This is a genomic window from Pantoea sp. X-Soil-TKNS-1207 (assembly GCF_059730485.1).
The window spans coordinates 59,593-73,766 of the sequence record NZ_AP035960.1; the positions used below are offsets into that span (position 1 = coordinate 59,593).

10 protein-coding genes are annotated in these 14,174 nt (G+C 49.9%); 3 read left to right on the forward strand and 7 right to left on the reverse strand.

Annotated elements, in window-relative coordinates; genetic code table 11:
- Nucleotides 1-250: 250 nt before the first annotated feature.
- A complete protein-coding gene (locus AC6I8V_RS23750; protein ID WP_497846848.1) occupies nucleotides 251-1,963 on the reverse strand; it encodes a membrane-targeted effector domain-containing toxin in 1,713 nt (570 codons plus the stop codon).
- Between the two features lie 669 nt (nucleotides 1,964-2,632).
- Here AC6I8V_RS23750 and AC6I8V_RS23755 point away from each other — a divergent pair.
- Together AC6I8V_RS23755 and AC6I8V_RS23760 are read left to right on the forward strand one after the other, a co-directional pair.
- The gene (locus tag AC6I8V_RS23755; protein WP_497846849.1) at nucleotides 2,633-3,352 is read left to right on the forward strand and encodes a hypothetical protein; all 720 of its coding nucleotides are present in this window, start codon (nucleotides 2,633-2,635) and stop codon (nucleotides 3,350-3,352) included.
- Nucleotides 3,353-3,522: 170 nt separating this feature from the next.
- The gene (locus AC6I8V_RS23760; protein ID WP_497846850.1) at nucleotides 3,523-4,263 is read left to right on the forward strand and encodes a hypothetical protein; all 741 of its coding nucleotides are present in this window, start codon (nucleotides 3,523-3,525) and stop codon (nucleotides 4,261-4,263) included.
- A 165-nt stretch (nucleotides 4,264-4,428) separates the two neighbouring features.
- On the opposite strand, the gene AC6I8V_RS23765 is transcribed toward AC6I8V_RS23760, so the two are convergent.
- The 6 genes from AC6I8V_RS23765 to AC6I8V_RS23790 all read right to left on the reverse strand — a co-directional run bounded on the left by AC6I8V_RS23765 (nucleotide 4,429) and on the right by AC6I8V_RS23790 (nucleotide 11,983).
- Nucleotides 4,429-5,046, reverse strand: a complete 618-nt coding sequence (locus AC6I8V_RS23765) for a hypothetical protein (protein WP_497846851.1) — start codon at nucleotides 5,044-5,046, stop codon at nucleotides 4,429-4,431.
- 50 nt (nucleotides 5,047-5,096) lie between these two features.
- The gene (locus AC6I8V_RS23770; protein WP_497846852.1) at nucleotides 5,097-5,735 is read right to left on the reverse strand and encodes a hypothetical protein; all 639 of its coding nucleotides are present in this window, start codon (nucleotides 5,733-5,735) and stop codon (nucleotides 5,097-5,099) included.
- A 34-nt stretch (nucleotides 5,736-5,769) separates the two neighbouring features.
- Nucleotides 5,770-8,106, reverse strand: coding sequence for a fimbria/pilus outer membrane usher protein (locus AC6I8V_RS23775; RefSeq protein WP_497846853.1), 2,337 nt, complete (start codon nucleotides 8,104-8,106; stop codon nucleotides 5,770-5,772).
- Between the two features lie 6 nt (nucleotides 8,107-8,112).
- Entirely contained in the window at nucleotides 8,113-8,814 is a 702-nt protein-coding gene (locus tag AC6I8V_RS23780; RefSeq protein ID WP_497846854.1) for a fimbria/pilus chaperone family protein, read from the reverse strand.
- A gap of 1,313 nt (nucleotides 8,815-10,127) precedes the next feature.
- Nucleotides 10,128-10,607: a hypothetical protein gene (locus tag AC6I8V_RS23785; RefSeq protein ID WP_497846855.1), complete on the reverse strand. Its 480-nt coding sequence runs from the start codon at nucleotides 10,605-10,607 to the stop codon at nucleotides 10,128-10,130.
- Between the two features lie 152 nt (nucleotides 10,608-10,759).
- The gene (locus tag AC6I8V_RS23790; RefSeq protein WP_497846856.1) at nucleotides 10,760-11,983 is read right to left on the reverse strand and encodes a hypothetical protein; all 1,224 of its coding nucleotides are present in this window, start codon (nucleotides 11,981-11,983) and stop codon (nucleotides 10,760-10,762) included.
- 623 nt (nucleotides 11,984-12,606) lie between these two features.
- Between AC6I8V_RS23790 and AC6I8V_RS23795 the strand changes: the two genes are divergently transcribed.
- Nucleotides 12,607-14,169: a phosphoethanolamine transferase gene (locus AC6I8V_RS23795; protein WP_497846857.1), complete on the forward strand. Its 1,563-nt coding sequence runs from the start codon at nucleotides 12,607-12,609 to the stop codon at nucleotides 14,167-14,169.
- Nucleotides 14,170-14,174 lie beyond the last annotated feature (5 nt).

A 14,174-nucleotide genomic window follows, 5' to 3' on the forward strand; every position in this document is an offset into this window, starting at 1 on the left:
TCCTGATTAGCTAACATATTAATCCGCTTCTCGCAAAAGTTTGAATATTTTTCTCTGATAATAAGTTGATATTGTTTTTATCAGGATGGCAAAGAGTGAGAAAGTTTTTTAACACGATGTTTATGATGGTGGATGAGTGTTAACAGCCAGAAGCTGGCGGAGATGTTTTATGCATCAGAGTTCATGGAATAAAATCAGCGGCGTCCTGAGTATTGCAGGTAACTGCAATACTCAGGAGAGCACCGATAGGTTACGTATTTGTGCTGCGAGCCTTGAGCGATCGGCTGCCATCGGGATGCAGAAAGGTGATAGGGTGGGAAGCGCTAAATTTCACCCCTTTAGTCGGTATAAAGGCCAGCCCCTCCTCTTTTAAGCTTTTTATCAAATGTGACACGGTGTCAAATTTTCTATCGCTGATTTTTGTTAATAAAGCAGAATCAACATAGAATTTACCCTCATTATTGGTTTGAATTTTTGTGATGTGAATCAGACCGGCATCTGACTTATGTATCAATCTCAATTTTTCAATATCGTATATAACTTCACGCGGCTGCAAGGCGGTGGTCATTTTGCAGGTTACTGTGTCCGGCGATTTAACCGGCAAACTTAACAGCATATCCGACTGAATATAGCCCGGTCTTTGCTCAATGACGTGCGCATATCCCCAGTTATCCTGGGTGAGGGTCATGGACGTGTCTGAGGACTCATTAACTCTGATAGCCATCGCCCCGGTTGCAAGAGCGAGACCTGGCCTGTTGTAGCTTGAGAAAAACGCTGCATCGTCGACCAGGGCAAGCCATTTACCCCCATCCTTTTCCTGATAATCACTAATGACCTTCTGACTGTAATATTTGCTGGTCAGCGCTGTGTCTTCAGCGGTTAACCGAAGTCTATGCATGTAGAAGGTTGCTAATGAGTCAATCGCGACGACTCTGATGCCGTAGTGTCTGGCTTCTTTTACCAGTTCTGTAAATGAATGCTCTGGCGCGGTATTTGGCGCATTAATGTTATTGAGCTTTCTTTCCAGATCTTTGGAAAGAGCAAGATCGTCAGACGAGAAAAATATATCCAGGTCATGCTGGAAAAAATCAGATTCCAGCGAGCTGATATATATCGTTTTGACGTTCTGTTGCTGAAGAAATGACAGATTATCGACCAGGAAGCGGCTCCTTGCATCACTTCGATTATTACCACCAAGAACAATACCATCTGTTCTCTGAAAAATAGTTTCGATGGTATCCTGCGGCGTGTCGCTCTCCTTTGGTGTGGGCAGTAATAATTTTTTGGTGTCTGGCGTTAATGTGGGATAGTTGGCTTTGGCATCTTTGACCAGGTTTTCCACCGTAGCGTAAAATATTTTTTTGGCCTGTTGTTCATCTTCATCCCAGGAACCGTAGTTTTTATCTAAACCGCGATAAGCGTGCGCGATTTTCATGGTGGTTTCGCGCAAGTCCTGCGGAATTTCATAGGCATTGTGGGAAAAGGTCGTTGCGTTTTCTGCGTGAGGCTTATTCTCTGTATGCTGAACGACAGGTTTGGGGAAGGCTTTTGGTACCACCTTCGTTACGGCTCCTTTTGGTTTCACAGACTGATGGCTAAGGGTTGGGTTATCGGCTGATCGGGACGTGGCCAGTTGCTGATCACTTACATCGCGTAATGAAGCAAAGTTAGAACTACTTTGTCGCAAGCTGGGTTGTGGAAAAGTAGCACTTAGCATCTGCCTGGGTGGAACAGGTGAACCAGGAAAAGGGGGTACTGATGATACCGGACCGGGTATATGTGAACGGAATCCCGCCATGGAAAATGTCTGCGAGGTCGATGCTGATGCAATTGTCGGTAAGGAAACCGGAATCTGTTGAGTTGAGACGACTTGCGTTACGGGTACGGTTCTGTTTGGTGCTGGAACCGATTGGGTGAGAGATGTAGTTTGCGGTGGAGAGTTCCTTTGGATGCTATCAGGCATGTTATTTATCCTTTTGTTTAATAACTACGCGTGGATAGAGTGATTAACGTGAATAAAGTCTGATGGTTTTTGACTATATTTAAGACAGAAATGAAACCCGCTCAGGGTTTTCCGGATTATTCTCCTTATATATTGAAAAATAAAATCGATAAATTATCTGACTGATTTAATGGTATCAATTCAGACGACCTTCTGAATTTAATAGTAAACTGACCAGATTCCGGCAGGAGGTGATAACTGTCTTGCTTGTGAATGGACATAGTAGTCATCCGATTTCATCTTTTTCAATATTCACCTGCCTGATTTCAGGGTTTTATTATGAATGGTGAATCTGGTTACATCGCCTGTCACCCAGGTGAATCTTCCCCGGATTATTATGTTGCCGCTAGCAGAACACTCTTCCCGAGTTAATCAGGTCAAACTCCGCACGGCGTCTGATAAGTAGGCGGGAAGACGCTGAGCAACAAAAAGAGGATTCTGCCCAAATTGCCGTCCTGTCAATACAGGCGGTGAGCGGTCTTGATATGAACCAATCTGACCAGATGTATGGCAGGTGATGTGTACATCCTGAACTGTTTTTATTGATGTAAGTCAACAACATTAGAAAATGCCTGGCGGCAGGGAGAATGATGGCTAAAGATAATAAAAACGGTCAGGAGGTAATAAATCATGGAAGCTGTCACTTTAATAAATACATCCGGCTGCGCCTGTTTCAGAGAACAATCTTACCCGACAGAACGAAAAATCCTTATTGGTAATGACTGTCGTTCTGGCGAGATAACATCCAATAAACAAGGCGTCAGCATCCGACCCACGACGCTGGGCTATTTTAAGCGCGCAGTGCTATTTGTCTCCGCTGCCGGGCTTATTATGGGCGGGATTGTGAGTGGGCGTTATTTATTATCAAAGGGCAGCTCAGGAAGAAAATTACTGGCGACCCACGCTGGAAACGCTATTGACTGGAAAGAGCGGGATTTTAACGGCAATGCGACACCGGTGAGCCGCACAGCAACAACTTTGCAGCATAATCTTGATGAGATTCAGCATAGATACGAGCAGTCGCAGATCCAATGGTTCAAAGAGAGGGTGGATAAATTAACTAATGATAAAGGCTTCCCTGAGTTCTTTGTATTATTTGATGGCAGCGCGGAAAGCCTGAAAAAAGCCGTGCCGAGATTACATAAAAGGGATAACCGACGATTTATGCTGGATTTCGGCTTCCAGCGAGGACTGCATTTTTGTCTGGATAAGTTTAAAGAGATGCTGCGCGATGGATATTCTGGCAAGTTACCCTGTTTTAGCGTCGTAAAACCCACGCCAACGGCAGAAGAACGGACGCGCGGACCCAAATTGCGCCTGCCAGATAACCCTTTCAGGTATGGCGGATGATCGGCCCTCTCAAAAATCTTATTGCCAGAAAACGCCATTCTCCATCCGGAGTTGGGCGTTAAATCGGCCAGTTTAGCCTTTGTCATTTTTGACACTGGTCAATAAAAGGTAAGGAATTTCATCGAACCCTTATTTGCGGTATATAGTTATTATAAAACAGGAGGAAGGTTATGGAGTATAAGGTTGATAATTCAAGATGTCTCTATTTTTCGGTTTATGATAAAACCACAGAGGATGTGGAACCAAAGGCTTTAACACAAAAAATCAAGGCTGCTTTTAATTGTTCAGAACATTTTTCCTCCATTAAGATGGTAGCGAAGGTGGGAGCAAGTGTGTTTTTTTTAGGGGCGGTTCTGGTTTCGCTCTCTTATTACAAAGGAGGAGCGGCTAACGGTGCACTTCAAAATAATGATGACCGGCTAGCTGCACGTCATATGCCCCCGGCAGAAAAACAGACGATTTCCTCAGAGAATCAGGATAATGCTTTTATTTTAACCGGAATGAATGATCTGATTGATGCCGTTTTGCTGCTTGGCAATCCTGTCGAAGCCGCGAAAGTGATTGGTGAAGGAATAAAGAACGATCCCAATATTGTCCTGTTTAGCCGATCCTTAAAGAAATTTACCGGCCCGGAAACAAAGCGTCATAAAAGGAATATCAGCGAGGCAGAGTTTCTGGCGATGGCTGATCAATTGAAAGATCCCGTAAATAAACAGCTGGTAAAGCGGCTGGCAAAAGAGCTTAAGGCTGATTTCGGTCTGGAGAGATCGTATTCCGGAGTAAAAGAAGCAAAACACCATATAGGAAATGCGTTAATTGAACAAAAAACATGGACGAAACCGCGGGAAAAACCGCCAGCCGATATCGATGAAATATTGCGCGCATTGCTGGTAAAGCAAAATGAAAAATAACGGATAACCTTTTTCACCTCCCGGTTGCTCGTCACCTGATGCAAACAAGCGTAGCCCGTTGCCGGACTGCGCTTTGCTGCTTTTGTCATGCTCACAACCGTAGATTTCATGTTTCGCCGGGCGCTGACAAATCCATTCCCCTTTGGCTCATCGTTGCTCTCACCCTCACAAATAGGTCAGCTGAACCGTTACCCTGCCACTGACCGGCGTCGGACCGGAGAGATTCGCGATGGCTGTGCGCTCAAACCACGCCTCAATTGCCAGCAGGGCAGTGGTGGACTTCGGGGTGTTATAAGTATGATTTTCCGTCAGCGCGACGTCATCCTGGCTGCCGGGCTGGCTTAACACCAGCGCTACCGGGGCGCTCGAAGGGCCGGTCCAGCCGCTGTTATCCCAGGTCCGTTTTGCCACTCCCACCTCCCAGTTACCGTCACCTTTGCCTTGCCCCTGCAATGTCATTCGAAACGCCCCTAATGGCTGGCTGCGTCCCGGCGTGGTGAGCGCGCCAAGATTTTTGGCGGCGACGCCGTTGCTGCTTTGCGTCATGGGCGTGGCGGCGATGAAACGCAGGCCGGGGCGTTCACCCTGGGTACATTTCAGCGTCAGGTTGAGGGTTTTGCTTCCGCTCCATAAGGGAATGACCGCCGCACTGCCTTGTATCAGCGTGGCTTTTTTCCATTTCTGGTTCTCCAGGCTGGCGGCTGACTGGATGGCGATATCACAACTGGCGTAAGCCTGGCTGAGGGGAGTCAATAGCAGCAAAGCGAAAAACAGGCGGCGCATAGGGATTCCTGACAGAGGCACCCGGCAGCCTGGCCGCCGGGAACGCCTGATTAGTTATAAACCAGGGTCAACACCGTGGTTCCGGTGAAGGTGGTTTTTTCTTTGTTTTGCAGGGTGCTTTCGTCCAGCACAGCATTGACCTGCAACGTCCCTTCAACGGTCCTTGCCGCCGTTGCCGTGGTGGCGCTGGTACCCCAGCTCAGCGTCTGGGAATCGTCCAGTGTGAGCGGCGTGGTGGGCTGTAACTGCGTGAAGGCGGTAGCGAAGCTGCCACGCGCCAGTACGCTGTTGTCTTTGCCGTCGGCTTTAACGTTGTTCAGCGCCAGGGTATAGCTGCCTACCGCCGTGCTACCGGCTTTCAGTCCCCCCATCTGGGCGGCGCTGGCACCGTTCACCGGCGCAGAGCTGAGACCGCTGCTGTTGGCCTTCAGGGTGATACCGGTGCTGGCGTTGCCGTCACAGTCGATGGTGAAGGCTGCGGTGGTCGGCTTCAGGGTAATCAGCCCATTGCTGGCGGTGACATCCGCCCGTTTCAGGGTGCCAAAATCGGCATGTTTGCTGACCACCACCCCACAGGCAGCGGGTTCGATGGTGCCGCTGATATTCAGTTGTGCCGTGGTGGCGCTGATGGCTGATTGTATGCCAGTTGCGGCCAGCAGCAGTGCCAGCACGGTAACGCGTTTTTTCATAGTTTCCTCAGATTGGTTAGTAAAATTTCCTGCATCACAGGCAGGTGGCCGTCACGGTCTCAAAGGGCAGCGCAGCGTTCTGTTCTGCGGGCAGAGACCAGTGCATCCGGCATTGCCGCGCGGCACCGGCATCCCAGTGCGCATTAAGTTGCGGCGTGTCTTCCACATTCGGCACGTACACCGTGCCTTCATCCACCGCGGTGGTGATAAAGCGTCCAGACGGCGTGAGCACCGCGCTGCCTTTAGGCAGCGGGCGACCATCCGCCAGTAAAACGTGCATCAACGCGCCACGGTTATTGATCATCCTGAAGCGCAGCTGCGCCACGGTGGCAAATCCGTAGTTCATCTGCCGCGTGCCGTTATCGACATCGATGTTGTGCGGCAGGGTTTCGGTGTTCAGTTCCACCACACCCGGCTGATAACTGCCGGTCTCGGCAATCACCGCCTGGCCCCAGCGATCGCTCCAGACCGGCCCGGCAGGGGTGTCGATCTGAATACCGCTCACCGCCGGTTCCAGTCGGGCAACCGCAAAAGTTTCGCCCACCGGATAGGGGGAGAAGGTCACGCCGTTCTGATGCGCGACCACGGCGCCGGACAGCGAGCCAGAGAGATGTCCGTCGCTGCTGGCGCCAAGCGTGGCGGAAGTCAGATGCAGATTGCTCTGCATATCGCCGCTCATCCGGCTTTGGCTGTCGCGATCGTGTTCAACGGTCAGGCTGTAGCGGGTCTGTGGCGCGAGATCGCCCGCGGCGCTGACGCCCTGCTGATGACTCTCACGATCCTGACGGTAAAATCCGCTCAGCGTATGGCCCGCCAGCGGCAGCGACAGGTTCAGCCACAGGCTCTGTTCGTTGTGGTCAGCGTGATGGAGAGGGGACGTACGATGATCGTCCTGCCAGCTCATGGTCACGCTGGCCTCAGCAATCTGCCGCTGCCAGCTGAGGTTCAGGGAATGCGCGCGGCACGGCCCCTCATGCGACTGGCTGAGCCGCGTGCTCAGGGCGCCCGTCAGCGGGTGTTGCCAGCTCACGCCTTCGCTGATCACCTCCCGTCGCTGGCGGACCGGCTGCTCAGCCACCCCGTGGTATCCGGCACTGCTCAGGCTGTAGCCGGATGAGAGCGCCACACCGGCCGGGAGCTGCCAGTTGGCCTGCGTCTGGCTCTGGCTACCCGCCGTTTTATCGGCCGCGAGGCTGCTCGCCAGCTGGCTGTTAAGTTGCACGGATTGCCACGGTGTCAGGTTGATCCCCAGCGCCGCGTTGCCATAACGCGGCGTGGCAAGCGCTGCCAGCGCCAGCGTGGTCTGCCGGTTCAGCGTGAACGCCCGGCTGCCAGAGACCAGCCACGGCTGCTGTGGCGCCGAGCGCATCTGGCCGAAAGCGAACTGCCAGCCGCTGGGCGCTGACTGCCGGTTGAGATAATCGGCCGGTGTCAGACGCGACTCCCGCTGGCTGCCGTCACTGCCGGTGACGCGCAGCTGGATATCGCTGGTACGGTTAAGCAATGGCACGTCAGTCAGGCTGAAGGGACCGGCAGGCACCCGCGTGGCGTAAATCAGTTTCCCGGACTGGAACACCTCGACGCGTGAGGGATTGCTGCTGGCGTAGCCGTCAATCGCGCTGTCACTGTGCGTCGGTTGTAATGGCGACCAGGGGATGAGCTGCATCCCGGTGATCGGCCCACCGCTTACCAGCGGCGTGGCGAGGTTGATTTCTCCCACCTGCAGCTGCTGTCCCAGCGGTTCCAGCACGCGACGGGCATAGAGCCAGTTGCGGTCATAACGCAGCTGACCGTTTTCGTCGCTGATGGCCGAGGCGTGGCGCACCGCCCAGTTTTGCCAGTTGATGCCAGCCTCAAGATTGGCGTAATCCCAGCTCTGTCGTGCACCTGATACGCTGCGCAGGCTGGAGAGACGGTAATTGAGCATCGCTGCGGTGCCTCCACGCGTCCAGGACTGCGCCCGCGCGCCCGGTTGCGCCAGACTGGCGGCAGGTACCACCAGATGGACCTGTTGCACGCCCGGATCGAGCGTCACCGATGCCTGGTTAAAGCGATCGCTAAAGCGCGGGCAGGTTGCGGAGCCAGCGTCTTTATCCGCACGCAGACCGAGGGCAGCGAGAAAATCATCCCCGGCGCAGAGTTCTCCGGCGTCATCGAAACGCGCAGTATGGGTGCCCACCGGGCTGTCGTTGAGGGTGATATCGACGGGGGTTAATCCGCTGGCGAAGCGGTTACCGGTGGCAAAGCTCTCGGCGACCTGGCTGCTGATGCCCAGCATACGCAGGTAATCCGCATCAAAGGTGACGTTTTCCGCCAGGCACGCCTGCCAGGGCAGCAAGCCAAGCAGCAGGCGGATGGCTAAGCGCTTCATGGTTTATCAGCGTGAAAGCTCGAACAGCTGCGCATCGTCAGCTTTGCCATAGCGGGAGATCGGGGTCACCATCACCTGAGTCTGGTGTTTCAGATGGTCGGCGCAGGCTCCCTCAATGACCAGTGTTTCACCCGGCAGCACGTAGGCTTTTGCCAGTGAAATCGGTAATTTCCCCGGCATCAGCATGGCGTTCTGTTCCAGACGAATGACCTGCAAGCCGCTGTTGGTGACCGTCAGCTCGCCATTCTTCGCTGACCAGATCAGATCGCGGATCGGCTGCGGGCGCGCTTTACCCTCTTTCGGCACAATCAGCATCGGCAGATCCTGACGGATCACCAGCGACAGGTCATTTCTGCTGTCATGACTGGCCGGAATACCTTCAAACGAGACGCGCTTCAGGTGCTCACGGTCCAGTTTGTCTTTGCTGGTCAGGATAAAACGCACGCGCTGTGTCTGACCGGGTTCCAGGCGGGCCACCGGCTGGGTAGCCACCACCTGGCTGATCGGGTCGTCGGCCAGATTGGTCACTTTGCTGTACAGCAGCACCGGGGTGTCATCGGTATTTTTCACGTTGATACTGCCGCCACGCTCGGCCTCATTGATAATAACGACCGAGGTTTCTGGCACGACGCCGCTCGCGTGCAGCAGCGGGGAGCACATTAAGGTGAGCAAGCCGGCAAACAGCGACTTTTTCGTCTGTGTTTTCATGATTGGATAATTCTCGTTAGTGAGTGACTTGCCCATCATGCGTATGGCTGAAAAATGCCATGACATGATTCCCCGGCGGCGTAAATATCCGGGTGACAGGCTTTGTTATTTAATAATGGGATCAGAGGGTTCTTCTTTTCTCCGAATTTATGGGCGGTATGATAATTTCCCATTGATGGAAATCAATAGGCTGAAGTAAAGGCAGCGCCCTGTCTGTTGCGGGAATTAACAACTTATTAAAAACAATGTTGGCTTAACTGGCTGGTAATGGAGGGCTTTTCTTTTTTTATGTAATTATTGTGTTTGTTTTGTCGGGATAATAACAGTGATGGCCTGGTGTTGCAGAGAATAATCTTTAACCTGACCCCCTTATTCTTAATAATATCAGGTGGCAAAAAAAAGCCCTTCAGAATAGTCATTCTGAAGGGCGGGGAAACCGATTCCCAATGGGCACTCACTAACTAAAAACAAGCGTGAGGGATTACGCAAAATACCCATATGGGTATTCACCACGATAATCCATTTTAGAAATGATAATTTCCGGATAACCACCATGTCCGTCGGTGTTCGGACACAGATTCCCTGTCGCTATTTCCCCGGTGTGCAGGGATATCCGGGGATAACCCAACGGTGAGGCTGGCGTTCCTCTGATGCCACAGGCTGGTTTCATGGTCCTCTCTGCCCGTTGCATCGTTGATAACGACGGGCTGACGTAGAGTAGGGTTTACAGAGGCGACCATACCTGCCTTATCATGGGCAAAGGCTATCATTCTCTCATTGTCCGCGTACGCAGAGGGGGCGACCACGCAGCACCATGCCAGCAAAATCGAGCCGGGGAGTGTGCGTGTTGTTACGCGTCTGCGACCAGTAACGAGAGAATTCATAACCGTGCTTCCAGATATTATTCTTTGCCTGACGTTGTATTTTTAATGCGGCCATTCTGGCGATGATCGCTGACGGAAAAAAGGCATGACTACTAAGAATTTTTGTCGAGATGAACAAGAATATTCTTTACGAGGTGTTGTAATAAAAAAGGACGAAAACATAAAAAAAAAGGTTGGCCAATTATTCGGCCAACCCCAAGACCCTGGTCGAGGCACAGCTTGTATCTTCTGTATTCTGGTTCAGAGGAAGGTGTTGAGATACTGAGCTGCCTGTACAAATTTGCCACGTCAGCGTTAAAAAGCAATCATCAGATCAGAAATATCATGCCTAACTCTTGTTTTCACATTTCATAATTTCTGAACTCGGTCTGATTAAAATAAAATTATCCTTTACGATCCGCAAAGTTACGCCAGAAATATTTCGTTGTTTTAGTAACCAGCCACATTTATAGTGATTTCAGAGCCGATGCGCAGAATATAGTCAGGCGGGGCGCTGGGACCAAATAACGATTTGGGTGGTTGCGTCAGTTTGATCGTGATGCGCTTGCCTTTGATCTCGGCCGGCACCTCAATGTTCATCGTCAGATAATTGTTTAACAGCTCAGCACGCTTCTCCGCACGATTAACGTTGATGAAGGTCGTGCTGCGTGCGGCACTGTGCTGATGTGTAACCTGGTCATAGACATCAATCACCGTGTTGCCGATACGAATGGCAAGATTCCCGTTTTTGTCGCTTTTGCTGCTACAGGACGCGGCGCTCACCACGCGAAGGGTGGCTTTGTTGATGGGGTAGCCGTGGGGTTCGCGATCAACCACAAAATTGCTGAACTGGGCTTTACAGGGCTGGGCAGCAAAAACGCCAACAGGCGAACAAAGAGCCATCAGCATCATCATTCTGGATATAAACATGTTAATTCCTCGTCGGACGCGAAGATCAAATATTCTCATTACATTATAGCCGTGGGGATAAGAATATTCTTCAGATGAAAAGAAAAATCCGTGGCGAGATATCCTGGAAACATTGAAAGAAACCGGACGGGACCGGTTTCTTTTTTATTGCATTAGTTGTGATTGCTGACCATGGTTTTCAGCAAGTCTACTTTATAGTGCTTCTCCAGTGCATTATTCAGCGTTATAAAAATATTTATAACATCATCACTCAAACCAAGGCTCCGTAATTGCTGGAAAAAATAGGGTCTTGCACAGATGACCTCAATATCCGTTGTGCTGTCAATCACATGAATTCGTTGGCGTACTAAAGGATTTACTGTAACCGGTGGCTCGCAGGCGCCTGCCTGTTTAACGTCAACTTCCTTTTTACATTCGCTGTACAACATATTCAGCGAATTCAGCAGTATTCTCACCTTAATTCTGTCCACCTCAATGCTTTCCTGCAAATGAGCATACTCTACGCCGCAAAGGCAATAATTATCCCGTAGTTTTCTGTTATTGCTGACGTTTTGCCATAATTGCTCCAGTTTCTCCCTGAACTGCTGTAAAATTGCTTTTAATTCCCGGGAATTCCCCTGCCTTCTTTCCTGAAGATGGCGAGTTGCTTCTATCATTTTTGTATTTAGCATTTGAACGTCAGACGTGGCAACAGGAGAGGTGGATGCAGGGAGGGGATGGCAAATACGGCTGTCTGAAAATCCAGCGCGGGTCATAAAATGCGTTATCACCATTTTATTCAGGCGCTGCATCTCCAGGAGAATACGCGCGTCGCACTGACTCTTCTCAAGTTGCACCATAAAGGTTGGCGATAAGCGGGGGATATTGATGATAACATCCGATTTTTCCTTGTATATCCATGTGCTGAATAGTTGTTTATAGAGTAAGGTTGCTTTTCGGTTTTTGATTTTCTTAGCGAATTCATCACCAAGGGATTTATATAAACCATCCAGAGACAGCAGAAGTTCATTAACATCTTTATCATTCTGTTCGATCTTACGCATCACCTCCGTGTTATTCCTGCCGCTGTCGAGAAGCTTTATCAGTTTATCATTTTTTCTCCATATTTTATTCAGGTGTTTATTCAGGCTTGATAAATGTTCACCTATCCCGGCAATGCGACCTTCCTGCTTTATTTTCAACTTTGCTGAGTTTAATGAAGTGATGATCTCATTTTTTTTCACACTGTCAGGAGTTTGTAACAACGAGCGAAACGCCGGGAAAGAATTGCCAATGGTTCGGATTGAGCGTGTTAGCCATGACTGGCGGGCCATATCGGCTGACTGCGAAGCAGAAGTTGTAGCGAGGGGGCGGTTAAGCGTGGTTATGGCGTCCATATGTTCTTCCTTTCCTATTCATTTATGCGTTTTCCGAGAAGGGGAATTTGTACAGGTCATGGATGATAAGGTGATAATTAATTTCACCGCCATCATCTCATCTGCCGTTACCAATAAACGTTCCGTAATCTGACGATAATCGATTGGGAGCGAACTTTATTATCGGCTATTCGCTAAGTGAGATGTTCCGCTGAACGCTGATTTTTTTGTGATATCAGCTGTATATAAAGTCACTTAAGACGTGTTGTCAGGTAGGATGCAGAAACTTCCTGGTAAGTGTATCCGGTGTTCTTATTGAATAAGATTGTCGGACAGAAGAAAATAACATATTCATTTTCAGTGAATTATCTATCCAGCCTGAATTAAGGACTCAACAACATGTGTATTCAAAAGCGATTGAACCGTTTTTGTTGCAATCCCTGGCGACTGGTTTTCTTCGGTTGTTTGATTTTCTGGGCAATCATTGCCTCGTGGGGATTTTATCTTTTTTAAACATACGTTAAACAAATCATCATCACCTAGTTACAACATACTTAAAGATCTTATAAGAAATTCGCCATCCAGCGGCTGCAAAAAATCAAATCTGAACGGCAGGGTGAAATATTCCAGTGCAGGTAAATAAGTTGAATAAAACCAGTCTGTTTTGGCTTGGGCTGATTATGTTCTGCCCGGCTGTTTTCGTTCTTGACGAAAAATTAGGGACAATAATAAAGGTCTATGCCACCACGGTATTGATTGTTCTGGTCTCTGCGCTGTTGTTAAAGCGAAAATCGACCGTAATAGTGTCGCTGGCGATATGTTTCGCCTTATCTCTGTCAGTTGTTACTTCGCTTTATTTTTATGCGGAATTTGACACTGCCTTTTCGGCGGTTATGGCGGAAACCTTTATTCATACCAGCCAGAAAGAGAGCATAGATATGCTTTTGTACAACTATCCATACCTTATCGGGTTTGGTGTTGTCTTTCTGGCTTATCTGCTGTTATCGGGTTATATCGCGAAAAAAGTCTCAGAGCGGGTACTTGTTCGCTCAGGTGCGATCCTGATTATCTATTCCGTCATTACGGTTCTGCTGTATTTCATATCAGGTAAAACCCGGTCGGAAGATTTTATTGTTACCGAGAGATTCCTGGTCAATACCCCTTTTTATAACTTCGCGCCAATTGTTCGTGCCCTTGAAGAAGCAAAAATGGTGGATATCGTTACCCGCGCGAAGAATGACTTTAACTACACGCGGCAGGATACGGGGATTGATAATTATGTGGTGGTGATTGGTGAGTCGGCACGCAGGAAGGACCTTGAGTTGTATGGTTCCGCCCACGCCACCACGCCCTATACCGACGCGCAGAAAAACAACCTGCTGCTGTTTACCCATGCCATCTCACCCGCGCCGGTGACAATCCTTTCGGTTCCCGCTTCACTGGCAAAAGTCAATCTGGGTGAAAAGGTGCCTGTCGCTGCCTATGCTGACAATGTCATCGCATTAGCCAACAGTTTGTCGATGGACACCTACTGGTTCAGCAATCAGGGAAGTGTGGGGCAGAGTAATAGCCTGATTACCGCGATGGCGAAGCGTGCTAACCGTAGTAAATGGAATGACACCATTGGCTTTGATGGCAGCCTGGTGGATGAACTGGCCCCGGTGATCCAACAACCCGGCAAAAAGCTGATCGTTCTTCATTTCTATGGCAGCCACGAGCCGAGTTGCGGTCGCTTCCCGCAAGCGGAAGCTATCCGTTTTACCCAGGATGTGAATGACAACTGTTATTACAATTCAATTGCCTATACCGATAAGCAGCTGGGCCGGGTCTTTTCTTTGCTTTCTGACAGTCGTTCTTCGGTGATCTATTTTTCCGATCATGGGCTGATTCGCGATCCGCAGAAATATCAGGGCTACTATCATCACGGCATCAGCAATCCGGCGAAAGAAGCCTACGACATTCCCTTGTTTATCTGGTACAGCAGCAAAGTACTGGCAGCGAAAATGCGCGGAACGGTTTTCCCGGCTCCTTATTCCACCAGTAATAATTACTGGCTAATCAGCGACTGGCTGGGTGCGCGTCATGCGGACGGCAGACGTTGTGCTTCACCGTTAAGCGATTGCTATCAGGCGGCTGAAAAGATGCAGGTGATGGATGGGAACAAGCAGCTACTCGATTACGATGGCTTACCTGACGAGCTAAGATAAAAAAA

Bases quoted from the DNA above. Each gene is read 5' to 3' on its own strand.
- AC6I8V_RS23750 (WP_497846848.1), bottom strand. From the start codon at position 1,963: ATGCCTGATAGCATCCAAAGGAACTCTCCACCGCAAACTACATCTCTC.
- AC6I8V_RS23755 (WP_497846849.1), top strand. From the start codon at position 2,633: ATGGAAGCTGTCACTTTAATAAATACATCCGGCTGCGCCTGTTTCAGA.
- AC6I8V_RS23760 (WP_497846850.1), top strand. From the start codon at position 3,523: ATGGAGTATAAGGTTGATAATTCAAGATGTCTCTATTTTTCGGTTTAT.
- AC6I8V_RS23765 (WP_497846851.1), bottom strand. From the start codon at position 5,046: ATGCGCCGCCTGTTTTTCGCTTTGCTGCTATTGACTCCCCTCAGCCAG.
- AC6I8V_RS23770 (WP_497846852.1), bottom strand. From the start codon at position 5,735: ATGAAAAAACGCGTTACCGTGCTGGCACTGCTGCTGGCCGCAACTGGC.
- AC6I8V_RS23775 (WP_497846853.1), bottom strand. From the start codon at position 8,106: ATGAAGCGCTTAGCCATCCGCCTGCTGCTTGGCTTGCTGCCCTGGCAG.
- AC6I8V_RS23780 (WP_497846854.1), bottom strand. From the start codon at position 8,814: ATGAAAACACAGACGAAAAAGTCGCTGTTTGCCGGCTTGCTCACCTTA.
- AC6I8V_RS23785 (WP_497846855.1), bottom strand. From the start codon at position 10,607: ATGTTTATATCCAGAATGATGATGCTGATGGCTCTTTGTTCGCCTGTT.
- AC6I8V_RS23790 (WP_497846856.1), bottom strand. From the start codon at position 11,983: ATGGACGCCATAACCACGCTTAACCGCCCCCTCGCTACAACTTCTGCT.